The organism is Ochrobactrum teleogrylli (genome assembly GCF_006376685.1).
Taxonomy (GTDB): domain Bacteria; phylum Pseudomonadota; class Alphaproteobacteria; order Rhizobiales; family Rhizobiaceae; genus Brucella; species Brucella teleogrylli.
The window spans coordinates 67398-91664 of the sequence record NZ_VEWL01000007.1; the positions used below are offsets into that span (position 1 = coordinate 67398).

Sequence of the window (24267 nt, forward strand, 5' to 3'; positions counted from 1 at the left end):
TATAAAGTAAGTATGGGCGCTGTATACTGTACGCTATCACAGAAATAGATGTAAAAAATATCGGAGGAATCGATTGCGATCAAGCAGCAACCCTCTTGCTTAAGAGCGTGCGATGCGGCTTGATGCGGTTCCCATAAATCATACTTTTACAGGCGGCAGACGTGACATCGGAAATTTTCGGACAAGCTCCAGACGGGCAGGCGGTTCACCGGCTGACCATCTCCAACGGGCCGCTCACGGCCAAGATCATCACCTGGGGCGCGGCCATTCAAGATCTGCGTCTTGCCGGGCATGATGCGCCGCTGGTGATCGGTTACCAGAATTTTGATGATTATCCGGCCCACTCGTCGCATCTGGGCGCGATTGCTGGTCGCTCGGCCAATCGTATTCGTGATGCGCGCTTTGTGCTGGACGGAAAGACTTACGAGGTGGAGCCAAACTATCTCGGCCGCCATAATCTCCATGGTGGCAGCAAGGGCCTCGGCAATCGCGTCTGGAAAGTCACCGGCAGCGGTGCGGATTATGTCACGCTTGCAACCGTTGCCGAAGATGGCGAAATGGGCTTTCCCGGCAATCTCAAAATCAGCTGCACCTATATGCTGAATGGCAATGGCGCCTTGATCGTGCGGCTGGAAGCCGTGACCGACAAGCCGACGATCTGCAATCTTCTGCACCACAGCTATTTCAATCTGGACGACGGCGGCGAAAGCGACATCCTCGACCATCAGCTGAAGATTGTGGCCGACGCTTATATGCCGGTGGATGAAGCGCTGATTCCAGACGGGCGCGTTCTGCCGGTCAAGGACACGGCATATGATTTCCGCGATTATCGCCTGATCCGCCATGCCGAAAACGGCAAGCAGGTCGAATATGACAGCAATTTCTGTCTTTCTGCGGCGCGTGTGCCGTTGCGGCTCTGCGCTTCTGTCAAGGCCGCGAAGTCCGGTGTGCGTATGGATGTGCTGACGACAGAACCGGGCGTCCAGTTCTATGCCGGCAATACGATGGCCAATGATTGCATCGGCCTGACGGGTAAGCCTTACGGGAAACATGCGGGCTTCTGCCTCGAGCCGCAAATTTGGCCCGGCTCGCTCGAATATCCCTATTTCCCGCAGGCCATTCTGCGCCCGGGCGAAATCTACGCTCAGGAGAGCCGTTTCGCCTTCACCCGGGACTAATGGATGCTATCCGGCATAAGCGGCGCGCGCTGTTTCCATGGGCGTGAGCGCGCCGCGCGTTTCCACCACACGGGCCGCGACGGCATGGGCCTTCTGCGCGGCTTCGACGGGTGAAAGCCCTTCCATGCGCGCGACAAGATAGGCGCCGTTGAAGCTGTCGCCAGCGCCGGTCGTGTCCACGGCATTGGCGAAAACGGCAGGAACCAGTGTCTGTTCGCCACCGGCTGCAACCAGGGCGGGTTCGGTGCCGTCCTTGACGACAACTTCCTTCACGCCAAGGCTGATGAGGCGCTCGGCGCAGGCCTCGGCATTGGTGTCGCCGAAAAGCGCTTGTTCATCCGGAAAAGTCGGCAGAGCGATATCGGCAAGGCGCATCGCTTCACTTATGATCTCCTGCGCTGCCTTGCGATCCGGCCAGAGTTGATGACGGAAATTCGGATCGAAAGCGATCCGCGATCCGGCAGCGCGGCATTGGCGCAGCACGTCGAAAAAGGTTTCGCGATGTTCCGGCAGGACGATGGCGATCGAAATACCGGAAAAATAGATGATGTCGCGCCCGGAAAGGCTTTGCTCTAGCGCGGCTCTGTCGCTGGCCAGACGGCGCGCAGCGGCATCGCTGCGCCAATAGGTGAAGGACCGTTCTGCGCCGCTCAGCGTGATGGCATAAAGGCCCGGATGTACACCGGCAATCACCGGGCTATGGGCAATGCCGATGCCGTTGGACGAAAAGAAAACGCGCTGTTTCTGCGAGAAATTGTCTTCGCCGAATGCGCTCACATAGTCGACCGGAAACGCTCTGTCTGTCAGCGCGCGAACATACCAGGCGGTGTTCAGCGTATCGCCAGCAAAACCCATGCGCCACTGGTCGCCTTCGCCGCCCGAAAGTTCAATCATGCACTCGCCGATAGACGCGAAACCGCTCATCTTTTTCTCCTCAAATCGATTACAGACGCCTATACCAATTTTCTGTGATGTAAAATCGCTTTGTCAGTTGTCTTCCATCATTGTCATACAGGCTTTATCGACTTGCCACATTCGTTGTGTAACGATCCCGCGCCGTGCTGGGGTGAGACACCGTTACAGACCAAGGATTTGAAATGCGTTACGCAATCTATTTCACGCCGCCTTCCAGCGATGCGCTTTTGAAGGTTGCGGCTAACTGGCTGGGGCGTAACGCCTTTAGCGGTGAGCCGGTCAAGCTGCCGGCGATTCGCTCCCTTGGGACGGAAGAGATCGCATCGCTGACTGAAGAGCCGCGTCGTTACGGTTTCCACGCCACGATGAAAGCGCCGTTTCGCCTGAACGACAATCAGACGGAAAGCGAACTCCTGTCCGCATTGATGCATTTTGCCTCGTCGGTCGAGCCGGTCGTCATTCCACGCCTGAAGCTTCAGGCCATCGGGCCGTTCTTCGCGCTGGTGCCGCATGAACCTGTCACGGCATTGAACCAACTCGCCAATGATGTTGTCGTCGCGCTGGACCGCTTCCGCGCGCCGCTCAACGAAGCTGAAATTGCCAAGCGCCGCCCTGAACGCCTGAGCGAAGCGCAGCGTCACAATCTGGAGCGCTGGGGCTATCCATACGTTTTTGAAGAGTTCCGTTTCCATATGACGCTCACGGGTCCTGTCGCGGAAGGTGACCGCGCCAGGATCGAGCGCAGGCTGGAAGAATTCTTTGCGCCATTGCTGAACGACCCGGTCGAGGTTGCGAATCTCGCTCTGTTTGTGGAACCTGAGAAGGGCGCGCCCTTCGAGATCCATTCGCTGCATCCGCTGACAGGCGGAACCACGAAGACGCGCACCCAGCGGGCAGTGGGGAGGCCGTAAGCGATGACCAATGAAACTATCCTGCGCAACGCGCGTATCGTTCTCGCAGACGATGTTATCGACGGATCGATCAAGCTCGTCGATGGTAAAATCGCAGATATTGCCAGCGGTCCGTCAGCGGTCGGCGAGGATATGGAAGGCGACTTCCTGACGCCGGGGCTGATCGAACTGCATACCGACCATCTGGAAGGGCATTATGCACCGCGCCCGAAAGTGCGCTGGAACCCGATTGCCGCCGTGCAGGCGCATGATGCGCAGATTGCTGCTTCCGGCATTACCACCGTATTCGACGCCTTGCGCATAGGTCTGGATGACGATGCGCCAACGGGCATCGATGATATGCTCAAGCTTTCCACGGCAATAGCGGAAGGTCGTGCGGCGGGACGGCTCCGTGCCGACCATTTCCTGCACATGCGCTGCGAAGTTTCCGCGCCGGATTGTCTTTCGGCCTTTGAACGCTTTGGCAGTCATCCGTTGATCAGGCTGGTCTCGCTGATGGATCACGCGCCCGGACAGCGCCAATTCACCAATCTGGACGCCTACAAGGCCTACTTCCTGGGCAAGAACAAGCTGTCGGAAGAAGAGTTCCGGATTTACTGCGACCGCCGCATCGGCCAGTCGCAGCAATATTCCGCCAAGACCCGCAAGGCGATTGCCGATCTTTGCCACGAGCGCGGCGTAATCCTCGCAAGTCATGACGATGCAACGTTGGATCACGTCGCCGAAGCGCGCGAACAGGGCATTCGCGTGGCCGAGTTTCCGACCACTCATGCCGCGGCCAGAGCTTCGAAAGAATCTGGCATGTCGGTGCTGATGGGCGCACCGAATGTGGTTCGCGGTGGCTCGCATTCGGGCAATGTTTCCGCGCGCGAACTGGTTGAAGCCGGGCATCTCGACATCATCTCGTCGGATTATATTCCGGCCAGCATGATGCAGTCGGCATTCTTTCTGGCCGATGTGCTTGATGGAATTTCACTTCCGCAGGCTATTCGTCTGGTTTCGAAGAACCCCGCACAGGCTGTGGGTCTCGATGATCGCGGCGAAATTGCCGAAGGCAAGCGCGCCGATCTGGTACGCCTTCAGGTGGCCGACCATGTGCCTATTATCAAGACGGTCTGGCGCGAGGGGCGGCGGGTCATTTAATTCCGGCTCTGACGGCCTGCAAATGGCGTTGTTCTGCGCTTCCGGTGCTCATGTAACTTTATTCGACGCATGGTCTTACCCGAAAAGTCTGCAACTTTTCGGGACCATGCTTCAAGTACACTCCGCTCCGGTTCTCGAACTCCACCATTTTCGGGTCGCCATAACCAGAATTTCGTCGCGCTTATCCAACCGGCATCGGCTCTGCTGCGGCAAGGCTAAGCTTGCCGTCGTCGGCCACGTTCAACTCGAACTCGCGATAGCTGTTTATGCTGCGATGCGAGGTCTGCGGTGAATGTGGATGCGTTGCCGTGACGACGACCACGCAAGCGCCAGCCGTTTCGCCTGCGACGATGCCAGCCGGAGCGTCTTCGAACACCAGACAGCGATGTGGATCGAAACCAAGCTTCTTTGCGCCCAGCTGGAAGCATTCGGGGCTCGGCTTGCCGCGCTCGACATCTTCTGCCGAAACAATGGTTTTCGGCAGCGGCAGTCCGGCTGCCTTGATGCGGCGTCGGGCCAGCTCAAGCGGGGCGGATGTGACAATCGCCCAGCGATCTTCCGGTAGGGCCTTCAGAAAATCGCAGACACCGTCGATCGGAACGATACCATCCAGATCGGCCATTTCAGCTTCCAGCAGGATCGCCGCTTCCTGATCGGGGTCAAGGCCGAGATCAAGGCGGCGAACGGTATCGACTGCGCGTACGCCATGAATGGTCGGCAGAAATGTAACCGGATCGATCCCGTGGCGCTTGGCCCATTCTCCCCAGACGCGCTCTGTCGCCGCAATGGAGCTGAGGATCGTGCCGTCCATGTCAAACAGGAAGGCATCGAAGGTTTTGCCGAAGGGAGAAAGGGAGGACACGCCGGATTTCCTTGAATGAATGAGAAAAGAATCGGAAGAAATGCTTTAGTACGCGATCATAATGCGCAAATGCGACCAAAGTCACAGTCTTTGGCATATAACGGCGCTGGTTGGCGCTGAACGCGATAAACTCCTATATAGGTGCAAAGCGAAACCCAACCCGCAAAACTTGAACATTTTGCCCAACTGTGGCTTTTTGCGCCGTTCCAGTGCCAGATTGGGACCAAATTGCCTGCAATCGAGCCGATTGCTCTGAAACGCTCCATGAATCGCCTTCTCAGGATTTATGCCTAAATGACTGATGTACCGTCGAAAAATCGCAACTATCCGGACTATCGCTTCGCCGTTGCGCCGATGATCGATTGGAGTGACAGACATTGCAGGTATCTTCACCGGCTCTTTTCGAAGCGCGCTTTGCTTTATACGGAAATGGTTGTGGCGGATGCGGCGATCCATGGTCCGCGCGATCGTCTGCTCGGTTTTGATGCGGCAGAACATCCAATCGCCTTGCAGCTCGGTGGGTCCGATCCGGTGAAGCTTGCAGAAGCGGCAAAGATCGGGATCGGCTTTGGATATGACGAGATCAACCTCAATGTCGGCTGCCCATCGGATCGCGTCCAGTCGGGCACGTTCGGCGCTTGCCTGATGCAGACGCCCGAAGTCGTGGCGCGCTGTGTCGAAGCGATGAAGGCGGCTGTTTCCGTGCCGGTCACGGTCAAGTGTCGTATCGGCGTCGATGATCAGGACCCGGAAGTGGCGCTCGATGCGCTGGTCGATCTGGCGCTTGCCGCAGGCGCCGACGCCTTGTGGGTGCATGCACGCAAGGCGTGGCTGAAAGGGCTGTCACCGAAGGAAAACCGCGAAATTCCGCCGCTGGATTATGATCGTGTCTATCGCCTGAAGCAGCGTCTTGGCGATGTTTTCTTCGGTATCAACGGCGGTATTACCACGCTTGATGAAGCCAAAACGCATCTGGAACAGATGGATGGTGTGATGCTCGGACGCGCTGCCTATCACAATCCCGCTTTGTTGGCTGAAGTGGATGCCCGTCTGTTTGGCGATGAACCTGTCGCGGTTGAAATGGCGGATATTATCGAAGCCATGTGCGACTATACCGACCGGCATATCGCATCGGGCGGCAGGCTTTCCCATGTCAGCCGCCATATGGTGGGCCTGTTCAGCGGCCTGCCGGGGGCACGCCGCTGGCGCCAGATGCTGTCCACCGACGCGACGAAGCCGGATGCTACCAGCGCTGTGCTGCGTGAAGCCTATGCTGTTGTAACCGAAGCCAGTGCCGAAGCGGCTTAATCGATCAGGATCAACTGATCGCCGCGCACCGTAAAGCCGCCCAGCGTCTGCAGGAAATTCATGCCGAGCAGGCTGCCGGTCATGAGGCCTTCCTTGGTGACCATGGCGCGGATGTTTTGGCGTTCGATGTTGCCGATTTGCAAATTCGCGATAGTGATGCTGGCGGCGGAAGCGGTGCCATTGGCTGTCATCACCGGGACATTATAGTTGAGCGACGCGGTATCCAGACCCGCGCGCTCCGCGTCTTGCTGTGAGAGCACGACGGAAGATGCGCCCGTATCGACCAGAAAATGCACGCGCGCGCCGTTGACGCGACCATTCACTTCGAAATGGCCATTGGCGGCTTTGGCGAGTGTGACGGTCAGCGACCCTTCGGCGTTTCGTCCGGAAATCGGGCTGCCGGGAATAAGGCCTGCGGTAATTCGGCTGGCAGCATCCTGAAGGTCGTAGCGGTACTGATAGCCTGCAACGAGACCGAGAATAATCACCGCCCAGACCGCCATATTACGTGCGAAATCCGAAAGCTTGATGCCGGAGCCGAGCAGACCGGCGGCGAGAACCACGCCCCATATGCCAAGATAGGCTGCGCGGGCGAAGACATCATTGTCGAGCCCCATCGTGGTGCCGCTGTCATTATTGGACATCAGCAGCAGAGCGACAATTGCGACAGCGGCAATAACGAGCCAGAAGAAACGCCCCATCAGCCTACTTTCTTTTCAATGAGAATTTCATGCCGGTCGGGCAGAAGCGATAGCACCGTGATCTGCTCTTCGGCGCTCATCCGGGACCAGCGCGTGATTTCATCAAGCGTGCGCGCGCAACCGAGACAAAAGCCGGTTTCTGCGTCCATCGTGCATATCAATATGCAGGGTGATTTGATTGTCGCCGTGTTCATGCATGAAATGTGGTTGCATTACAGGGCCATGACAAGCCCGATCAACACCGCAAGCGACGCGATTTGTTGCGCAGCGCCCAAAGTATCGCCCGTCTGCCCGCCGATTTTCGACATGCACAGCCGGGCGAAACCGACAAGCAGCAGCGTCACAAGAACAAGCGCATTGATGACGGACGGGACGCCGCCTGAAGGGATCAGCCCCGCCGCCAGAATAACGAAACCCAGCGCCGCGCCGCAAACGACCGTTTCCCAACTTGGCGCACCAACGCTGTCCGCAAGCCCGCCGGGGCGGGCGGAGGGCAGGCTATGCCAGAAGGCGAGCATGGCCGAACGGCTCGCCGCTTCGCAGGCGATGAGCGCAAGCAATGCATAGCCGGGGCCTGCGCGCTCTATAATAGCGGCCAGAAGCGAAGCCTTGATGCCCACCCACGTGATGAGCGTGAGGGCGGCAAACGTGCCGATGCGCGAATCCTTCATGATATCGAGCCGACGGTCCGGCGTTGCGCCGCCGAAGAAGCCATCAGCCGTGTCGCCGAGGCCGTCTTCATGCAGCGCGCCGGTCATGGCTGCCAGCGCGCCGATTACGATAAACCCGCAGGCGAGGGCCGGCAGATGCAGTGAATTGGCGACCATCAGCGCGATGCCTGCAAGCAGGCCCAGCACAGCACCGGCAAGCGGGAAGGCGCGTGCATTGCGCAATAGCGAATCGTCCGTGTTTTCAAACCAGCTTCGCGGAAGCGGCAGACGGCTCAGAAAGCCGAGCGACCGGATTGTATCGCCTATGAAACCATTTTTCTGCAAACGACTGCTCCGCAACACTTTATCGCCCAAAGAAGGGTTCGGGGCTCGCGATATTTCGCCTCAAGGGCCATTGGCTCGAAGAGGTGATTTGAAAAATTGTGTCAGTGCTTATAGGACGTGCCAAACAGATTTGCATCTCCCATGATCGATTGGACTGAACGATATGAGCGCCAGTGGCCTTCCTTTTGACGATTTTCGTGAACTGATCCGCAATCTGCCCGGTCCCGATCTGGGTGCGGAAAGGGCCGTGCGCGAGCGCGAGGTAACTCTGACCAAGCCTGCCGGTTCGCTGGGGCGTCTTGAAGACATCGCAGCCTGGCTCGCCGCATGGACCGGAAAGCGCACGCCGCAGATCAACCGCCCGCTGGTCGCGGTGTTTGCTGGCAATCACGGTGTCACGGCAAAGAACATTACGCCATTTCCGTCGAGCGTCACGGCGCAGATGGTTGAGAATTTTGCGGCAGGTGGTGCGGCTATCAACCAGATCTGCATTGCCAATGATCTGGGCCTGAAGGTTTTCGATCTGGCGCTGGAGCATCCGACGGCAGACATCACCGAAGAACCGGCCATGGATGAGCGCACCTGCGCGGCGACCATGGCTTTCGGCATGGAGGCGATTGCCGGCGGCACCGATCTTCTCTGCATCGGTGAAATGGGTATCGGCAACACGACCATTGCGGCGGCTATCGCGCTCGCTTTGTTTGGTGGCACGGCGGAAGACTGGGTGGGGCCGGGCACAGGTTCTACGGGTGATCTGTTGCAGCGCAAACTTGCAGCCGTTCGTCAGGCGGTTGCGTTGCATCAGGCGCATCTGAAAGATCCGCTTGAAGTGCTGCGCCGCCTCGGCGGGCGTGAAATTGCAGCCATGGCAGGCGCAATTCTGGCCGCTCGCATGGAAAAAATCCCGGTCATTATCGACGGTTTCGTCGCCTCTTCGGCTGCGGCGATACTCTATGCGGCAAATCCGGAAGCAATCGATCACTGCCTGTTCGGCCACGTGTCGGCTGAGCCGGGGCATCGTCTGCTGCTGGCAAAGCTTGGCAAGGAGCCGCTACTCGATCTCGGCATGCGTTTGGGTGAAGGCACCGGTGCCGCACTCGCCGCCAGCATCGTCAAGGCGGCGGCACAATGCCATAGCGGCATGGCAACCTTCGAGCAGGCCGGTGTAGCCTCCGCGAAGCACTAACAACAACAAAAAGCCCGGCGCTGCCGGGCTTTTCATTTTCATTTCAAAGACTGGGAGGTCAATTATTTTCCTTATCCAGCACCATGTAGTCGAGCGGCAGCTCGGTCGTGTACTTGATCTGCTCCATCGCGAAGGATGACGACACGTCGCGGATTTCGATCTTGCTGATCAGGCGCTTGTAGAAGGCGTCATAGGCCGCAATATCCGGTACAGCGACACGCAGAAGATAATCGACATCGCCGCTCATGCGGTAGAATTCGATAACCTCAGGGAATTCCTGCACCACTTCCGAGAAGCGCTTCAGCCATTCATGGCTGTGCGAGCTGGTGCGCACCGATACGAACACCGTTACACGCGCATTGACGCGGATCGGATCGAGGATCGCCACACGGCGCTTGATGACACCATCTTCTTCAAGCTTCTGGATACGACGCCAGCAAGGCGTTGTGGAAAGGCCAACCTTCTTGGCAACGTCTGCCACTGCCAATGTTGCGTCTTCCTGCAATAAGCGCAGTATTTTTCTGTCGAGCCTGTCCATGCGTTTCCGTTCCCGGTTTTAGAAATCGTTTCCCGAACTTTACGAGTGTGCGAAACGTCATACCTTATGATGTGCTATCGGCAGAAGTTACAGGAAAAATATTCTTATGAGAAGCAATCCAGTAAAATTTATTTATCGTCGCAGATGAGGCTTCGCACTTTTGCCTGAACAATAGGCACAACCTCTTCATCGAACCATGGATTGCGTTTCAGCCAGCCGCTGTTTCGCCAGGAAGGATGAGGCAGCGGAAGCACGATCCGTCCTGCCTTGTTGGGCGTTTCAATGAAGTGACGCCAGTTCTTCACTGTTTCGGTCAGGTTGCGTCCGCGATAGTCGGGCAAGTGGTAAGCCAGCGCATATTGCCCCACTACCAGAACGAACTCCAATTGCGGCATGGAAGCAAAGACCCGGTCATGCCAAGTCATACGGCATTCGCGGCGCGGGGGCAGGTCGCCGCCATGCTTGTCATAGCCGGGAAAGCAGAAGCCCATGGGAACGATGGCAAACCTGGCCGAATCATAAAACTCCTCACGGGTCGTTCCAAGCCATTGCCGCAGGCGGTCGCCGGAAGGATCGTTAAAGGGCAGGGACGTATTGTGCACGCGGATACCCGGCGCCTGACCGCAGATCGCGACACGCGCCGTATTGGAGACAATACAGACAGGATTGGGCTCATGTGGCAGCGGTGGCTGAAACAGCGGCTCATCGCGGCAGATGCGGCAGGCTTTGATCGATTGGCTGAGCGTGATCAGGTCTTCCACGAAGCTTCGCTCCGGATTTCGGGATGTCGTCATTGGAAACGGTCGATGAAGGCGGCGATACGCTCCTTAATATAGTAAACGAAAGCGTCGATACTATTGCGGTCCAGCGATGAGGTCTCGCTCCCCGTCTGCGCATCCTTATCCTCGCGCGGATTTTCCTTCCGCCATGACGAGGGCTTCTCGAAACGCCCTGCCCACATGCCACGGCTGTTGCGGCGGGCGTCTGTTTCCTCGCGGTCATAATCGCCATAGGCAAGCGCCCAACCCTGCTGCACCATCCAGCCATTGAGGTCGGTTTCTCCGAGATAACAACGCGCCAGGTCGCGGCCATAACGGTCAAAGCCCTCGGTCTCGCAGCGAATCGGTGCCCTTCCGATTCTTGCCCGCAAGAAATTGCGAGCTTCCTTGCCGCAATCGTAACTATTGCCGTTTCGCTCGCAGCTCTGTGCCATCTCCGGTGCGTCGATACCCTTCAGGCGAATATGCACCTTGTTTATGATTACCGTATCCCCATCTATGACATAGACCGAGCCATCGCGCGTTTCGGTCGGGCGCTTTTCATTCGGCAAGTATGAAATGCCGATAACGATGGCTGAAAAGAACAATAAAGTCAGTATGATGCTGCGAAGACCTCCCATTCCGCTTTTGCGGGTGCCGGAGTTGTTTCGCCTATTGGGGCGCCGATAGGGGCGTCTGTAATTGCGCATGGGATCCGGTTGGTTGCAATCGTCGGTGTCATAGGCGTTCTATTTTATGCGACCCTCAGACGGAAACAATCGTCAGCGTTCTGTTCCATGGGGAGCATATTCAAAGGGATCAACAACAATCGGTTTGTTGTCAAACGGCAACAGTCTTTACCGTTACTTTAGGTTAGAAAGAACTACGGTCATTTTTGCCTATTTCCCGCCACAAAGGGACATCATCCGTCAAGGAAAGGCAAAAGCCGTCAAACAATCTGGAGCGAAGGCTCCCGCAGGATTAGGCAGGAATGAGCAAGAGCGCGTTGTTGCAGAGCACACCGATTGCAAGCAAGGGAAACCTTGCCGCCGCCGCTCCGATTCCTTCCAATGATGGTAAGGCTTTTTTCGGCCAAGATCGGGTCTCAGTCTTGACGAAAAGCGTGGCTATTCTGCCTGTAATGAAATCTTTCTACACGATTTGTGCCAACTATTGTGAAAGACCGGCGTTGTGATGCGTAGTCGTAGTTTTTCATATCCTGTTATTGCCATGGCTGTTGGTTTGGCCATCGCCTGCAACAGTGCCTTTGCTTTTGATCTGAACGACGATTCCGAAAAGTCGCGCAGCCCGTTTGAACTCTTCAAGTTCGGCTTCTCCGCCTATAAGAACGGTCACAAAGACGAGGCGATCAAGGCGCTGCGTTATGCCGCCGAGCGTGGTCATCAGGGTGCAAAGTGGAAACTGGCGCGCATGTATGCCGATGGCGACGGCGTGGCGGAAAACGATTACGAAGCCTACAAGATTTTCGAAAAGATCGTGCGTGAGGGTTCCGAACCGGGTTCCGAGAACGATTCCTATGTCGCTGACGCGCTGGTCGCGCTGGCTGGCTATGTGAAACGCGGCATTCCGGGTTCGCCGGTACGCGCCAATCTTGGTGTCGCCCGCGATCTTTACGTGCAAGCTGCATCGAATTTCGGTGACTCTGCCGCCCAGTTTGAACTTGGCAAGATGCTTCTGTCCGGTGAGGGCGGAGAGCGCAATTCGGTTCAGGCTGCGCGCTGGTTCCAGCTGGCTGCGAATAAAGGCAATGTCAGCGCTCAGGCCATGCTTGGAAACATGTTGTTTCAGGCAGGCAAGACCGTGCGCGGGCTGGCTTTCATGACGGCTGCCTCTGAGCGTTGCGCCGCCGAGGATTGCACCTGGATCCGCGAAATGCAGGAACAGGCTTTCTCAATTGTCGGTGAAGCTGATCGCCGGAATGCTGTGGCTCTTGCGAGCGATATGACGACCAAGGGGTCTTTCTAAGCTTTTCCGTTTTTAAACCGACAGCGTGACCGTTACCGGCACGTGGTCGGATGGCTTTTCCCAGCCGCGAACGTGTTTTTCAATATCGGTCGATACGAAACGATTGGCCGCTTCCGGCGAGAGCATCAGATGATCGATGCGAATGCCGTTGTTTTTCTGCCAGGCACCGGCCTGATAATCCCAGAATGAATAGATGCCGTCATCGTCGGTCGCCGCTCGAATAGCATCGGTGAAACCGAGATTTTCGAGCTTGCGAAACGCTTGCCGTGATTGCGGCTGAAACAGCGCGTCGCCAAGCCATGCCTGCGGGTTTTTCGCGTCTTGCGGCTCGGGGATGACATTATAGTCGCCAGCCAGCACAAGCGGTTCCTCAAGTGCTAGACGATCCTTCGCCCAGGCTTCCAGACGCCGCATCCACGAAAGCTTGTAGGGGAATTTCTCGGTATCGATCGGATTGCCGTTCGGCAGATAGAGCGAGACGACGCGGATGACGCCTTTATCGGTCGAGTAGACGCCTTCGATGAAACGCGCCTGTTCGTCGCTGTCATCACCGGGCAGGCCGCGATTGACCTCATCGGGTGACTTCTTGGAGAGAAGTGCGACTCCGTTGAAGCCTTTCTGGCCATGGGTCTCGACGTGATAGCCAAGCGCCTCAAGCTCAAGGCGGGGGAACTGCTCGTCCACCGACTTGATTTCCTGCAGGCAGGCAATATCGGGCGAAGACTCCTTCAACCAATGCTGAAGGTTCTCGATGCGGGCCTTGACGCCGTTGATGTTCCACGTAGCAATCTTCATGGCTCAATGATTAGGCGCTTGAAAGGGTGAGGGCAAGCACGGCGCAGACCTCATCACAGAAATTGCAGCCAAGTGCATATTTCGATGCCGGTTGTATTTGTATTGTCGCCATCGCGTTCCTATCTCGGACTCAATGGAGCCAGACAGGAGATGACGATGTTCGACGCCAAGAAACTTCTCGACCAGTTTTTGGGATCGCAAATACCAGGCATGTCGGGGAGCGTGAAGGACAGAGCCGGGCAGGTGGGTGATCTGGCCAAGAAGAACCCGCTTGCGACCGGCGCTATCGCCGCGGCGGTTCTTGGCACCAAGACGGGCCGCAAGCTGGCAGGCAATGTCGCCACTGTTGGCGGGATCGCGGCCATTGCCGGCCTCGGCTATCTGGCCTATAAGAACTACAAGTCCGGTCAATCGCCGCAAACGGCGGAACAGCCGGTGGCAAAGGAGCAGGAACTGCTTCCGCCGCCGCCCGCCGATTCTCCTTTTCACCCGCATTCGCCAGCCATGAGCAACAGTTTTGCCCTGACGCTGATCCAGGCCATGATCGCCGCCGCCAAGGCAGACGGCCATATCGACGACGCGGAGCGCGCGCGCATCATGGAAAAGCTTCAGATTTCGGGGCTTGATGACGATGCGGAAGCTTTTTTCCAGAAAGAACTGGCAGAGCCCGTCGATCTCGACGCACTGGTCGCCGCCGCACAAACAGAAGAGCAGAAGGTGGAGCTTTACACCGCCTCGCGTTTGACCATCGATCCCGATAGCCGGGCGGAGCGTGGCTATCTCGATATGCTGGCTGGACGTCTTGGTCTGCCCGACGCGCTGGTGGACCATATCGATGCGACGGTCGCTTCGGTGAAAGTCTGACAAAACAAAACCGGCTGCCACGAGGCAGCCGGTTTATTTTTATGCGGTGCGTTCTGGACCGTCTAAATCGCGAAGCTTGTGCCACAACCGCAAGAGGCGGTCGCATTCGGATTGCGGATCTGGAACGATTGTCCCATCAGATCGTCAACGAAATCGATTTCCGAGCCGTCCATATAAGGAACCGAGATCGAATCGATCAGCACCTTCGCGCCGAGCTTTTCGATGACGATGTCGTCGTCGGTCTGTTCGTCGACGAGGTCGTATTTGTAGGAAAAACCGGAGCAGCCGCCACCCTCGACAGAAACGCGCAGCGCGGTCTTGTCCGGTTCGGAATTGAGAATTTTAGCGATCCGCTTTGCGGCGGAATCGGAAACGGTAATGCCTGTCATCGGTCTCATCCGTTTGCAGTTGCTGGGCTGGAGCGTGATTTTCCCCTGCTGCCCATTATCGCAGACTTGCCTTCATATTCCTCTGATAGCTATGAACGCTACCGATAGAAGTCAATGTTTGGTGTAATCATATTACAGTGAAGGATGCATCGCAATGTCGCTGGAAGGAATAGGCTTTGGTTATCGCGAACGCGCGCCCTATGCCTGCGATCCGGCCTCAAGCCGTGGACGACTGGTGCCGGAACCGGAAAGCCCGACGCGCACACCGTTTCAGCGTGATCGCGACCGCATCATCCATTCCACCGCTTTCCGTCGCCTGAAGCACAAAACGCAGGTTTTTATTGCGCATGAGGGCGATCATTACCGCACGCGGCTGACGCATACGATTGAAGTGGCGCAGATTGCGCGCGCGCTGGCCCGTGCGTTGCGGCTGGATGAAGACCTCGCCGAAGCGGTCGCACTCGTACATGATTTCGGCCATACGCCCTTTGGCCATACCGGCGAGGACGCGCTCAACGAGCGCATGAAGGATTATGGCGGCTTCGATCACAATGCCCAGTCTCTGCGCATCGTCACCAAGCTTGAGCATCGTTACGCGGATTTCGATGGTCTCAACCTGTCCTGGGAGACGCTGGAAGGTCTGGTGAAGCATAATGGTCCGCTGGTCGGGCCGCATGCTGTGCATTCGGATGAGCCAGTGCCGCAGCCAATTCTGGACTTCAACGAACGCTACGATCTCGAATTGGGCCGTTTTGCCAGCCTGGAGGCACAATGCGCGGCGATTGCCGACGACATCGCCTATAATGCCCATGATATTGATGACGGCCTGCGCGCGGGCCTGTTGACGCTCGACGCGCTGGACGAAGTGCCCCTGACGAAGCGGCTGCTCGATGTGGTGCGCGGACGCTATCCCAATCTCGATGCGGTGCGCACCGGCCACGAACTGGTCCGCAGGCAGATCACCATCATGGTTGAGGATGTGATTGCCGAGGCGCAGCGTCGCCTTGCTGTCGCGCAGCCGCAAAGCCTTGCCGATATTCATAACCAGTCCCGGTCGCTGGTGGCGTTTTCGCCGACGATGCGCGACGAGGAAAAGGTGCTGAAGCGGTTTTTGTTCAAGAACCTCTATTTTCATGACAGCGTGGTGGTGCGTCGGCAGGCGGCGGACAAAATTGTGCAGGACCTTTTCGATGCCTGTTTTGCCGATCCGTCGATCATGCCGCCCGAGTGGCAATCGGGCTGCGAAACGCTGGATATCCCGTCGCGCGCGCGCCGTGTCGCCGACTATCTGGCGGGGATGACTGACAATTTTGCCGTGCGCGAACACCGACGATTGTTTGACCATACCCCCGATTTAGCTTAATCGGGGCCAAACGAAGTGCTGGCGAGGCTGAAAAGGCCCCTGCAACACAACTACCTAATCGAACGAGCCGACTCCGGAATACGCAAATCACGACACCGGACGACAGCCTGACAGGACAGACCATGAATATCTTCGCAGATTTCGACGCACGTATCAAAAAGACGTTGCAAGATATTGATCTGAAACCGAAAGATGGCGGTGAACTCGATCTTTCGCGCGTGGGTGTCGAGCCGCCGCGCGATGCGACCCATGGCGATATCGCGACCAATGCGGCCATGGTTCTTTCCAAGGCCGTGGGGCAGAACCCGCGCGAACTTGCGGTGCGTATCGCCGAAGCCTTGAAGAACGACGAGGATGTTGAAACAGTCGATGTTGCCGGTCCGGGCTTCATCAATCTGCGTCTGAAGGCCAGCTACTGGCAGCGCGAGCTTGCCGCGATGCTCAATGAAGGCACGGATTTTGGTCGGTCCAAGCTTGGCGCAGGCAATAAGGTTAATGTCGAATATGTATCGGCCAACCCGACCGGCCCGATGCATGTCGGTCATTGCCGTGGCGCCGTTGTCGGCGACGTTTTGGCCAACCTGCTGAAATTTGCGGGCTACGACGTCGTCAAGGAATATTACATCAACGATGCGGGCTCGCAGATCGACGTGCTCGCAAACTCCGTCATGTTGCGTTATCGCGAAGCGCTGGGCGAAATCATCGGTGAAATTCCAGCAGGTCTCTATCCGGGCGATTATCTCGTGCCGGTGGGGCAGGCGCTTGCCAAGGAATATGGCACCAAGCTTCTGGAAATGCCGGAGACGGAAGCACTGGCTATCGTCAAGGAAACCACGATCAATGCCATGATGGCGATGATCCGCGCCGATCTCGAAGCGTTGAACGTCCATCATGATGTGTTCTATTCCGAACGCCAGTTGCATGCCGACCATGCGCGGGCGATTCGCAATGCGATCAACGATCTGACGTTGAAGGGCCACGTCTATAAGGGCAAGATTCCGCCCCCGAAGGGCCAGTTGCCGGAAGATTGGGAAGACCGCGAACAGACCCTGTTCCGCTCGACCGAAGTGGGTGACGATATCGATCGTCCGCTGATGAAGTCTGACGGTTCCTTCACCTATTTTGCGGCGGACGTTGCCTATTTCAAGGACAAATACGACCGCGGCTTCAAAGAGATGATCTATGTGCTGGGCGCCGATCATGGCGGCTATGTGAAGCGTCTTGAAGCTGTCGCGCGTGCTGTTTCCGACGGCAAGGCAAAGCTCACGGCGCTGATCTGCCAGTTGGTGAAACTCTACCGTAACGGCGAACCGGTGCGCATGTCGAAGCGTTCGGGCGAATTCATCACCCTGCGTGATGTCGTGGACGAAGTGGGCCGTGATCCGGTGCGTTTCATGATGCTTTACCGGAAAAACGATGCCTCGCTCGATTTCGATTTCGCGAAGGTGACGGAACAGTCCAAGGACAATCCGGTGTTCTACGTGCAGTATGCATCGGCGCGTTCGCACTCGGTTTTCCGTCAGGCTGCCGACCAGCTGGGTCTCGCTGATCTGGATCGTGTGGCGATGGCCGCCCAGTTCGACAAGCTGACCGACGAGAGCGAAATCGCACTCATCCGCAAGCTTGCAGAATATCCGCGTTTGATCGAAGCAGCGGCGATCCATCAGGAGCCGCATCGTCTGGCTTTTTACCTGTTTGATCTTGCCAGCGCGTTCCATTCGCAATGGAATAAGGGCACAGAGAACCCGGACTTACGTTTTATTAAGGTTAACGATCCAGACTTGTCATTAGCCAGGCTAGGGCTGGTACAGGTTGTTTCCGATGTGCTGACGTCAGGTTTGACGATCATCGGGGCTGATGCTCCGACGGAAATGCGCTAGGACTGATCGACTGATCGAGGGTTCGTTAAGTCAAACGAAGCTTTCGGGTGCAGACGATTAAGTCTAACGAGAAAGGACCGGGATGAACCGAAGGTGTTGGTTTATCCCGTTCTGGTCTTTCGGTGCAGGAAACTACCGTCAACTTTTGCCCACATTGCCTCGCTAATAAGCAATGTAAGGTGACGTCTTGCGGCGTCCAGGGTTTGAGTTAGGAACACACCATGACGGACAGCAGTGCAAATCCCCGTAATTACGGCGAGCGTCCGCTGCACGAAGACGATCCGCTGATGGAACTGTCGCGAATCGTGGACTTTGGCGCGCCTCAAGGTGATCATTCCGCTTGGAACGAGCGCCGATCGCAAGATGAACTGGCGCGTGAGCGAGCGGAGCCTGACTTCGATGCGTCGCTTGACCTTGAGCGCGAGCTTCTCGGCGACTTCGACGATTACGCACCGGCGGCCAGCCAGAGCCAGCCTGTGGAGCCCGAGGCCGAGGCCGCTCAGGAGCAGCGCTACAGCGCGCAGTATTATCGCGGTGCCGAACCGCTGGTGCATGAAGACGAACTTGCTTCGGCGCTTGAGGAAGAACTCGACCTGCATCTGGATAGCGGTGCATCCGTTCTTGCGCCTGAACTGGACGACTTCGAAGATATCGAACGGACTGAACCCGTTCAGCAGTTCGATTATGCCGATTATTCGAGCGCCCGCGATTCGTATGGCGATCCTTATGCGGCGCAGAACTCGGCCTATGATAATCGCGAATCGCTGGATAGTGCGCGTGGAAGCCATGCGACCGAAGCCGGTGCATATGATCCGACGATTTATCAGCCGGCTATCGAGCCGCACGAAGAATCCTATTTGACCCAGACCGCGCAAAGCCGCGACTGGGAAGTGCAGGCCGTTGAGCCTGCTACGCCGTCTTATGATGTCGAGCCTGCGCATCAGTCCTTGTCGCTTGAGGACGAACTGGAAAACCTGCTGTTCGGTGATGAGCCACAGCCCCAATCCGCAAACGACAGCGCTTATGGCTACCAGCCGGAGCCGGTATCCTATGCTCCGCAGACCCCAGCTCACGAGCCGGAACAGGCCGTGTCTTACGCGTCCGCGCCGGATCACGCCTATGCGGGCGAGGAAGCAGCCGGGCCTGCATTTGACGATCTCGAGCTCGACGAACTGCAACTGGATGAGCAGACCTTTGAAGAACCGCATCAGCCGGTAGCTGCCGCGCCGGTGCACGAAGCTGTCGCGCGCACGGAGCCATCCGGTTATCCCTATTACACCCGTGGCAACTTTGCTTCAGGCATTGCTGCGCAAATGCCAGTGACGGCAGCGCAGCCGGTTGGTCAGGCGGAAGCGCCTTACGCCGCCTTCACGGGTTCGGAACAAGCTTCGAACGAAGTTGCAGCGCAAGACGACGATTTTTCGTTCGATGATGATTTCTCCTTCGACGCACCAGCTTTCTCCGCAGCGACCGCAGCGGAAGGCACCGATGACGATCTATCCGACCTTGATGAGCTGAGCCTGACCGAAGACGATTTCGGTTTCGAGCCTTCGGGTGATTATTCCGAATCGGAACCGCTCAAGGCGACCGATGAAGAACTGCTTGGCGGTGATGATTTCTTCAACGAAGACGATCTTGATCTGGGCGGCGTTGAAAACAGTGCAGCCGCGCCCGCCTATGCGCATGCGGTGCTGTCGGACGAGGATTATCGTCCGTCCACATCGATGCCGCATTTTGCCAGCGCGCAGCAGGCTGCCAGCGCACCCGCACCGGATGTGGAAACGCTGAGCGTTGCCGAAAACAAGGTCGAGCAGACCCATTCGCTGGATCTGCCGGAAGTCAATTACGGTGAAGAGGAAACCGCTGCCGGTCTTGGTGATCTCGAAGCTGAATTTGCCGAGGTCTTCAATACGGTTGGCGTCGATGAGCTGAACACCCCATCGGAAGCGCAGAGCGAAGCCGACAAAGCCTTTGAGGATATTTTCCGCGAAAGCGCATCCAGCTATCTGCCGAACGCCGGTGTTGCCGCAGGTGCTACCGCGGCGGGACTTGGTGCTGCCGTTGCCGCATCCGCTGCCTCCTATGGCCGGGCGCAGCCGCGCCAGACTGGCCAGTACAGTGCAGGCGAGCAAGCTGGCAGCGAGGATGATTTCTACAATCACTGGGCTGCTCAGGGCGCACAGACCGTTGAAGGTGGTGACTATGGCGCGCGTGCCGCCATGCAGCCGGAAGACGATCTTGGCAAGGCGTCGGAAGCCTATCGCAACCGTCCGGTACGCGGTCGTCGCGGCCTGATTCTGGCAAGTGTTGCCGGTGCAGTCGTGTTGCTCGGCGGTATCGGATATCACTTCATGGGCGGCGGCTCGGAAGAGCCGGTCGTCATTCGTGCCGACACGCAGCCGATCAAGATGCAGCCGGAAAACCCAGGCGGTGCAACGGTGCCGAACCAGGACAAGGCGGTCTATGACCGTGTGGCAGGCACTTTGCCGAACAATCCGGAACAGAAATCACTGATCACCTCAGGCGAGGAGCCGGTTGATATTTCCGGCACGGACGACAATGAAGCCATGACCGATACGCCGGATTCGTCGGCTGAAAACAGTCAGGCCAATACCGGTAATCAGAACGCGCAGGAAAATGCGCCTTTGATCCAGCCGCGTGAAGTTGAAACGATGATCGTTCGCCCCGATGGCACGATCATGCAGCCGGAATCGCCCGCACCGCAGACGGCCAACAACACCCCCCAGCCTTCGGAACAGCCTTCCGCTCCGGTGGGTGGTGACGAAATCGCGGCAATTGCTTCGGGCAATTCCGTGCCGGAAGCTTCGGCGCCTGCCCCGCAGCCCGCCGCGCCAGCCCCTGTTGCTCAGGCGCCGGTTGCAGAAACGCCGCGCCTTCCAGCTCGCGCTCCGGTTGTCCCGTCGCGCCCGGCTGAACAGCCGGTCAATATCGTGGGCAATGTTCCGCAGCGCACGCAGACACAAGCGCCTGCCGCTGCTGCTCGGGCGGCCAATCAGCAGGTTGCATCGGCAGCCGGTGCCGGTGGATATTTCATCCAGATCGCATCACAGCCTTCTGCCGAACTGGCGCAGAAGTCCTATTCCAACATGGCGCAGAAATACGCCAATGTGATCGGCGGACGCGGCGTGGATATCAAGCGCGCCGACATTCCGGGCAAGGGCACCTACTACCGTGTCCGCGTTCAGGCGGGTTCGCGTGACGATGCCAACGCGCTCTGCGGACGGTTGAAGTCGGCTGGGGGCAGCTGCCTTGTAACGCGGTAAGCCACGGGAATAGACAGGAACAGGGCGGCTTGAGGCCGCCCTTTTCATATGCACTATCAAGTGCATGGAATTTTCGTTAGAACAAATTTCTAATTTGCGGAAAAGACGAGGGATATTCGCATGAAACAGTGCAAGGCCTGGATTGCCGGTGTTTCGGGGACAAAACTTACACCGGATGAAGTTGCCTTTTTCCGCGATGAGAGGCCTTGGGGCTTTATCTTGTTCGCGCGCAATGTCGAAAGTCTTGAACAGGTTGCCGAACTGACCGCGCATATGCGCGAGGTGACGGGGCGCGATCAGACGCCGGTTTTCATAGATCAGGAAGGCGGGCGCGTGCAGCGCCTGCGTCCGCCGCTTGTGCAGAACTATCCCTCTGCTGGAGAGATTGGAGCGATCTATACGCGTGACCGCGAAGCGGGCCTGCGCGCCGCATGGCTGCATGCGCGTCTGCACGCCTTCGATCTTTTGAAGGTTGGCGTCACCTCCGACTGCCTGCCGGTGCTCGATGTCCCCGTCGAGGGCGCAAATGATGTGATCGGCGCCCGCGCTTATTCCAAGAATCCGCATGCGGTGGCTGAATTGGGCCGTGCCGCTGCCGAGGGCTTGCTGGCGGGCGGCGTATTGCCGGTCATGAAGCATATGCCGGGCCATGGCCGCGCCTTTGCGGATACGCATAAGGAACTGGCCCGGGTGAACGCGCCATTGAGCGAATTGCTGGCGCATGATTTCGTGCCGTTCAAGGCGTTGAATGATCTACCGATGGCGATGACGGCGCATGTCGTATTCGACGCACTCGATCCGCAGCGTCCATCGACCCTGTCGCCGACCGTGATCAACACAATCATCCGTCAGGTGATTGAGTTCGATGGCCTCATCATGAGCGACGATATTTCGATGAAAGCGCTCTCCGGTGAACTTGGCGATATCGCTGGGGGCATCACCGGAGCAGGCTGCGATATCGTGCTTTATTGCGCAGGCGTGATGGAGGAACTGGTTCAGGTCGCCGCCCGCGTGCCGGTCCTTGAAGGCAAGTCGAAGCGTCGCGCTGATCTGGCCGAAGTCTACGCCGGTGATCCGGACCTTTCGGATGAAGATGAACTGCGCGCAGAATTCAATGGTATGTTCGAAGCGATAGCGTAATCGTTAAAACTTGGTAAACTGCAAAGATGCGTTGCCCGGCTTGTCCGGGCAGCGTGATTGACGACTGCGCATCGAGAGGCAAGCGGCTTGGCGGCATCAGGAACGAACACGGACGGAAAAGACGGCACGCTCGTGCCGATGGATTCGCTGTGGCAAAGCGATGCCGAACGGGCTCAAAGCGAGCCTTCCTTGCAGATCGACGTGCAGGGCTTTGAAGGTCCGCTCGATCTTCTGCTACATCTGGCGCGCAACCAGCGTGTTGATCTGGCGCGTATTTCCGTTCTGGCGCTGGCCGAGCAATATCTCGAATTCGTGGAGCAGGCCCGGGCGTTCCGGCTGGAGCTGGCCGCCGATTATCTCGTGATGGCGGCGTGGCTCGCTTATCTGAAATCCAAGCTGCTGATTCCAAAGCAGCAAGGAGATGATGGCGAGACCGGCGAAGAACTTGCGGCATCCTTGCAATTTCGCCTGAAACGGCTGGAGGCAATGCGCGATGCCGCAGCCGCTTTGGTCAATCGCAGCCGGCTGGGGCGCGATGTCTTCGCGCGCGGCATGCCGGAAGTGGTGATGGTCGATCGCGCCAGCCAGTTTTCTGCCTCGCTATACGATCTTCTGACGGCTTACGCTTCCCAAAGGCAGCGGCAAGCCGTGACGAATGTGCAGATTACCAAGCGTGCCGTCTGGTCGTTGAAAGAAGCCCGTGTCGCATTGGTGCGCCTGATGGGTGGCGATATCGGCGACTGGATTTCGCTCGACCGTTTTCTCATCGACTATGCGCTGTCGCCGCAGGAAAGGGCGTCGGCGCTCGCAAGCTCCTTTGCCGCCAGTCTGGAACTGGTGCGTGAAGGCAAGCTTGAAGTTCGCCAGAATGCGCCGTTCGAGCCGATTTATATGCGGGCCAAGCCCGGTTTAAGCGAATTTGACGAGGACGAGGATGTCTGAGGCCGAACGCCCGCTGGCGGAATTCGAGATGGATGATGAATTTGAGGAAGCACAGCTTCCGGCAAATGGACTGGCCGATCTGGCGCGCATCGTCGAGGCGATCATTTTTGCTTCCGCCGAACCAGTGTCGGAGCGCGCCCTTCAGGAACGCTTGCCGCCAAGAGCCGAGCTTGCTCCGATCTTGCAGCATCTCCAGAAAGTCTATGAGTCGCGTGGTGTGCATCTGGTGCAGGTCGGTGCGGCCTGGGCGTTCCGTACCGCGCCCGATCTCGCTTTCCTGATGAGCCGTGAGGCGGTGCAGCAGCGCAAACTGTCGCGAGCTGCAATGGAAGTGCTGGCGATCATTGCGTATCACCAGCCGGTCACGCGCGCTGAACTCGAAGATATTCGCGGTGTCGAAACGTCGAAAGGCACGCTGGACGTGTTGATGGAAACCGGCTGGATCAAGCTGCGCGGGCGTCGCCGCACGCCGGGCCGTCCGGTCACCTATGGCACGACGGAATCGTTTCTCGACCACTTCGGGTTGCCGGAAATCCGCGATCTTCCGGGTCTGGAAGAATTGCGCGGGGCAGGGCTTCTTTCCGCCCGCATGCCTTCAAGCTTTGCTGTTCCGGTGCCGAATATCGATCCGGATGAGCTGACCGACGAAGAAGAGCCGCTCGAGGATATCGATCTTGAAGGCCTCGGCCTGCTGGCTCCTAAAGGGTGAAATAGGCCCAATCTCGTCATGATCCACAATTCGCTGCACATAAAGAGGACACATGCGACGAATAAAATCGTCACATCTGCCTTCACAGCTATACTTCCGTTTGAAAGATTGCTTGAAAGCGCTTAAATCACTATCGAGATTGCAGGAACAGGCTGCGTTTAAGCAGCGATGAGAGGAATGAAATGGGTAGCTTTTCCATCTGGCACTGGCTGATCGTTCTGGCGGTTGTGCTGCTTCTTTTTGGCCGCGGCAAGATTCCCGAGCTGATGGGCGATGTTGCCAAGGGCATCAAGAACTTCAAGCAGGGCATGAACGACGAAGACGCTGCCAAGGACGCTGGGGATGACGGTCGCACGATCGACGCCAAGGCGGAAGAAACCGTCAACACCGTCAAGAAAACCACCAAGTCCTGATCTATCG

At 57.6% G+C, this 24267-nt stretch carries 25 protein-coding genes; 15 read left to right on the top strand and 10 right to left on the bottom strand.

What is annotated here, in order from left to right:
* Window positions 1-161 precede the first annotated feature (161 nt).
* Window positions 162-1178 (top strand): aldose epimerase family protein, encoded by a 1017-nt coding sequence (locus tag FIC94_RS12720; protein ID WP_140025112.1) that lies wholly within the window; start codon window positions 162-164, stop codon window positions 1176-1178.
* Window positions 1179-1184: 6 nt separating this feature from the next.
* On the opposite strand, the gene FIC94_RS12725 is transcribed toward FIC94_RS12720, so the two are convergent.
* A complete protein-coding gene (locus FIC94_RS12725) occupies window positions 1185-2102 on the bottom strand; it encodes a sugar kinase (RefSeq protein ID WP_140025113.1) in 918 nt (305 codons plus the stop codon).
* A 173-nt stretch (window positions 2103-2275) separates the two neighbouring features.
* Between FIC94_RS12725 and FIC94_RS12730 the strand changes: the two genes are divergently transcribed.
* Together FIC94_RS12730 and FIC94_RS12735 are read left to right on the top strand one after the other, a co-directional pair.
* Window positions 2276-3004, top strand: a complete 729-nt coding sequence (locus tag FIC94_RS12730) for a DUF1045 domain-containing protein (RefSeq protein WP_121535919.1) — start codon at window positions 2276-2278, stop codon at window positions 3002-3004.
* 3 nt (window positions 3005-3007) lie between these two features.
* Window positions 3008-4147 carry an alpha-D-ribose 1-methylphosphonate 5-triphosphate diphosphatase gene (locus FIC94_RS12735; protein ID WP_140025114.1) on the top strand — a complete coding sequence of 380 codons (1140 nt, stop codon included), beginning with the start codon at window positions 3008-3010 and terminating at the stop codon, window positions 4145-4147.
* Between the two features lie 181 nt (window positions 4148-4328).
* Here the strand turns inward: FIC94_RS12735 and FIC94_RS12740 are convergent, their stop codons facing one another.
* Window positions 4329-5009 (bottom strand): HAD family hydrolase, encoded by a 681-nt coding sequence (locus FIC94_RS12740; protein WP_140025115.1) that lies wholly within the window; start codon window positions 5007-5009, stop codon window positions 4329-4331.
* Window positions 5010-5303: 294 nt separating this feature from the next.
* Between FIC94_RS12740 and dusA the strand changes: the two genes are divergently transcribed.
* A complete protein-coding gene (dusA, locus tag FIC94_RS12745) occupies window positions 5304-6317 on the top strand; it encodes a tRNA dihydrouridine(20/20a) synthase DusA (RefSeq protein ID WP_140025116.1) in 1014 nt (337 codons plus the stop codon).
* Here dusA and FIC94_RS12750 read toward each other — a convergent pair.
* Genes FIC94_RS12750 through FIC94_RS12760 form a run of 3 tightly spaced genes read right to left on the bottom strand, consistent with a single transcriptional unit; the run spans window position 6314 to window position 8013 of the window.
* Window positions 6314-7018, bottom strand: coding sequence for a TIGR02281 family clan AA aspartic protease (locus FIC94_RS12750; protein ID WP_140025117.1), 705 nt, complete (start codon window positions 7016-7018; stop codon window positions 6314-6316). The two genes, dusA and FIC94_RS12750, sit on opposite strands and share 4 nt — an antisense overlap.
* Window positions 7018-7212, bottom strand: coding sequence for a DUF1289 domain-containing protein (locus tag FIC94_RS12755; RefSeq protein WP_121535934.1), 195 nt, complete (start codon window positions 7210-7212; stop codon window positions 7018-7020). Before FIC94_RS12755 ends, FIC94_RS12750 begins: the two co-directional genes overlap by 1 nt.
* Before the next feature lie 18 nt (window positions 7213-7230).
* Entirely contained in the window at window positions 7231-8013 is a 783-nt protein-coding gene (locus FIC94_RS12760) for an adenosylcobinamide-GDP ribazoletransferase (protein ID WP_121535937.1), read from the bottom strand.
* A 163-nt stretch (window positions 8014-8176) separates the two neighbouring features.
* Here FIC94_RS12760 and cobT point away from each other — a divergent pair, with 163 nt between their 5' ends.
* Window positions 8177-9199, top strand: a complete 1023-nt coding sequence (cobT, locus tag FIC94_RS12765) for a nicotinate-nucleotide--dimethylbenzimidazole phosphoribosyltransferase (RefSeq protein ID WP_078338479.1) — start codon at window positions 8177-8179, stop codon at window positions 9197-9199.
* A gap of 58 nt (window positions 9200-9257) precedes the next feature.
* Here the strand turns inward: cobT and FIC94_RS12770 are convergent, their stop codons facing one another.
* The 3 genes from FIC94_RS12770 to FIC94_RS12780 form a co-directional block, all read right to left on the bottom strand.
* The gene (locus FIC94_RS12770; RefSeq protein WP_078338480.1) at window positions 9258-9737 is read right to left on the bottom strand and encodes an Lrp/AsnC family transcriptional regulator; all 480 of its coding nucleotides are present in this window, start codon (window positions 9735-9737) and stop codon (window positions 9258-9260) included.
* Window positions 9738-9865: 128 nt separating this feature from the next.
* Window positions 9866-10531 carry a uracil-DNA glycosylase family protein gene (locus FIC94_RS12775; protein ID WP_140025118.1) on the bottom strand — a complete coding sequence of 222 codons (666 nt, stop codon included), beginning with the start codon at window positions 10529-10531 and terminating at the stop codon, window positions 9866-9868.
* Window positions 10528-11136 carry a thermonuclease family protein gene (locus FIC94_RS12780; RefSeq protein ID WP_235892005.1) on the bottom strand — a complete coding sequence of 203 codons (609 nt, stop codon included), beginning with the start codon at window positions 11134-11136 and terminating at the stop codon, window positions 10528-10530. Before FIC94_RS12780 ends, FIC94_RS12775 begins: the two co-directional genes overlap by 4 nt.
* 350 nt (window positions 11137-11486) lie before the next feature.
* On the opposite strand from FIC94_RS12780, the gene FIC94_RS12785 reads away from it, so the two are divergent.
* On the top strand, window positions 11487-11690 hold the full coding sequence (locus FIC94_RS12785; protein WP_140025120.1) for a hypothetical protein: 204 nt from the start codon (window positions 11487-11489) through the stop codon (window positions 11688-11690).
* Entirely contained in the window at window positions 11690-12481 is a 792-nt protein-coding gene (locus FIC94_RS12790) for a tetratricopeptide repeat protein (protein ID WP_109368851.1), read from the top strand. The genes FIC94_RS12785 and FIC94_RS12790 overlap by 1 nt, the downstream gene beginning before the upstream one ends.
* A gap of 12 nt (window positions 12482-12493) precedes the next feature.
* On the opposite strand, the gene xth is transcribed toward FIC94_RS12790, so the two are convergent.
* Window positions 12494-13276, bottom strand: a complete 783-nt coding sequence (xth, locus tag FIC94_RS12795; RefSeq protein WP_140025121.1) for an exodeoxyribonuclease III — start codon at window positions 13274-13276, stop codon at window positions 12494-12496.
* 156 nt (window positions 13277-13432) lie between these two features.
* Here xth and FIC94_RS12800 point away from each other — a divergent pair, with 156 nt between their 5' ends.
* Window positions 13433-14140 (top strand): tellurite resistance TerB family protein, encoded by a 708-nt coding sequence (locus FIC94_RS12800; RefSeq protein ID WP_109368853.1) that lies wholly within the window; start codon window positions 13433-13435, stop codon window positions 14138-14140.
* A 62-nt stretch (window positions 14141-14202) separates the two neighbouring features.
* Here FIC94_RS12800 and erpA read toward each other — a convergent pair whose 3' ends face one another.
* Complete coding sequence (gene erpA / locus FIC94_RS12805) at window positions 14203-14529, bottom strand: iron-sulfur cluster insertion protein ErpA (RefSeq protein WP_078338486.1); 327 nt, start codon at window positions 14527-14529, stop codon at window positions 14203-14205.
* Between the two features lie 154 nt (window positions 14530-14683).
* Here erpA and FIC94_RS12810 point away from each other — a divergent pair, with 154 nt between their 5' ends.
* From FIC94_RS12810 to FIC94_RS12840, 7 genes are all read left to right on the top strand, one after another.
* Window positions 14684-15892: a deoxyguanosinetriphosphate triphosphohydrolase gene (locus tag FIC94_RS12810; protein WP_140025122.1), complete on the top strand. Its 1209-nt coding sequence runs from the start codon at window positions 14684-14686 to the stop codon at window positions 15890-15892.
* Window positions 15893-16014: 122 nt separating this feature from the next.
* Window positions 16015-17772, top strand: coding sequence for an arginine--tRNA ligase (gene argS, locus FIC94_RS12815; RefSeq protein ID WP_140025123.1), 1758 nt, complete (start codon window positions 16015-16017; stop codon window positions 17770-17772).
* Window positions 17773-17993: 221 nt separating this feature from the next.
* Window positions 17994-21056 (top strand): SPOR domain-containing protein, encoded by a 3063-nt coding sequence (locus FIC94_RS12820; protein WP_140025124.1) that lies wholly within the window; start codon window positions 17994-17996, stop codon window positions 21054-21056.
* 120 nt (window positions 21057-21176) lie between these two features.
* Window positions 21177-22196 carry a beta-N-acetylhexosaminidase gene (gene nagZ / locus FIC94_RS12825; protein WP_109368857.1) on the top strand — a complete coding sequence of 340 codons (1020 nt, stop codon included), beginning with the start codon at window positions 21177-21179 and terminating at the stop codon, window positions 22194-22196.
* Window positions 22197-22283: 87 nt separating this feature from the next.
* Entirely contained in the window at window positions 22284-23138 is an 855-nt protein-coding gene (locus FIC94_RS12830) for a segregation and condensation protein A (protein ID WP_140025125.1), read from the top strand.
* Window positions 23131-23847, top strand: a complete 717-nt coding sequence (scpB, locus tag FIC94_RS12835; protein ID WP_140025126.1) for an SMC-Scp complex subunit ScpB — start codon at window positions 23131-23133, stop codon at window positions 23845-23847. Before FIC94_RS12830 ends, scpB begins: the two co-directional genes overlap by 8 nt.
* Window positions 23848-24029: 182 nt before the next feature.
* Window positions 24030-24260 (top strand): twin-arginine translocase TatA/TatE family subunit, encoded by a 231-nt coding sequence (locus FIC94_RS12840; protein WP_109368860.1) that lies wholly within the window; start codon window positions 24030-24032, stop codon window positions 24258-24260.
* Window positions 24261-24267: the final 7 nt, after the last annotated feature.

What these genes read in the sequence shown, in the direction of transcription:
- FIC94_RS12735 (WP_140025114.1), top strand. Translation starts at nt 3,008, where the DNA reads ATGACCAATGAAACTATCCTGCGCAACGCGCGTATCGTTCTCGCAGAC.
- FIC94_RS12780 (WP_235892005.1), bottom strand. Translation starts at nt 11,136, where the DNA reads ATGGGAGGTCTTCGCAGCATCATACTGACTTTATTGTTCTTTTCAGCC.
- FIC94_RS12820 (WP_140025124.1), top strand. Translation starts at nt 17,994, where the DNA reads ATGACGGACAGCAGTGCAAATCCCCGTAATTACGGCGAGCGTCCGCTG.
- FIC94_RS12725 (WP_140025113.1), bottom strand. Translation starts at nt 2,102, where the DNA reads ATGAGCGGTTTCGCGTCTATCGGCGAGTGCATGATTGAACTTTCGGGC.
- FIC94_RS12730 (WP_121535919.1), top strand. Translation starts at nt 2,276, where the DNA reads ATGCGTTACGCAATCTATTTCACGCCGCCTTCCAGCGATGCGCTTTTG.
- xth (WP_140025121.1), bottom strand. Translation starts at nt 13,276, where the DNA reads ATGAAGATTGCTACGTGGAACATCAACGGCGTCAAGGCCCGCATCGAG.
- cobT (WP_078338479.1), top strand. Translation starts at nt 8,177, where the DNA reads ATGAGCGCCAGTGGCCTTCCTTTTGACGATTTTCGTGAACTGATCCGC.
- scpB (WP_140025126.1), top strand. Translation starts at nt 23,131, where the DNA reads ATGTCTGAGGCCGAACGCCCGCTGGCGGAATTCGAGATGGATGATGAA.
- FIC94_RS12790 (WP_109368851.1), top strand. Translation starts at nt 11,690, where the DNA reads ATGCGTAGTCGTAGTTTTTCATATCCTGTTATTGCCATGGCTGTTGGT.
- erpA (WP_078338486.1), bottom strand. Translation starts at nt 14,529, where the DNA reads ATGACAGGCATTACCGTTTCCGATTCCGCCGCAAAGCGGATCGCTAAA.
- FIC94_RS12840 (WP_109368860.1), top strand. Translation starts at nt 24,030, where the DNA reads ATGGGTAGCTTTTCCATCTGGCACTGGCTGATCGTTCTGGCGGTTGTG.
- FIC94_RS12775 (WP_140025118.1), bottom strand. Translation starts at nt 10,531, where the DNA reads ATGACGACATCCCGAAATCCGGAGCGAAGCTTCGTGGAAGACCTGATC.
- FIC94_RS12750 (WP_140025117.1), bottom strand. Translation starts at nt 7,018, where the DNA reads ATGGGGCGTTTCTTCTGGCTCGTTATTGCCGCTGTCGCAATTGTCGCT.
- argS (WP_140025123.1), top strand. Translation starts at nt 16,015, where the DNA reads ATGAATATCTTCGCAGATTTCGACGCACGTATCAAAAAGACGTTGCAA.
- nagZ (WP_109368857.1), top strand. Translation starts at nt 21,177, where the DNA reads ATGAAACAGTGCAAGGCCTGGATTGCCGGTGTTTCGGGGACAAAACTT.
- FIC94_RS12800 (WP_109368853.1), top strand. Translation starts at nt 13,433, where the DNA reads ATGTTCGACGCCAAGAAACTTCTCGACCAGTTTTTGGGATCGCAAATA.
- FIC94_RS12785 (WP_140025120.1), top strand. Translation starts at nt 11,487, where the DNA reads ATGAGCAAGAGCGCGTTGTTGCAGAGCACACCGATTGCAAGCAAGGGA.
- FIC94_RS12770 (WP_078338480.1), bottom strand. Translation starts at nt 9,737, where the DNA reads ATGGACAGGCTCGACAGAAAAATACTGCGCTTATTGCAGGAAGACGCA.
- FIC94_RS12810 (WP_140025122.1), top strand. Translation starts at nt 14,684, where the DNA reads ATGTCGCTGGAAGGAATAGGCTTTGGTTATCGCGAACGCGCGCCCTAT.
- dusA (WP_140025116.1), top strand. Translation starts at nt 5,304, where the DNA reads ATGACTGATGTACCGTCGAAAAATCGCAACTATCCGGACTATCGCTTC.
- FIC94_RS12755 (WP_121535934.1), bottom strand. Translation starts at nt 7,212, where the DNA reads ATGAACACGGCGACAATCAAATCACCCTGCATATTGATATGCACGATG.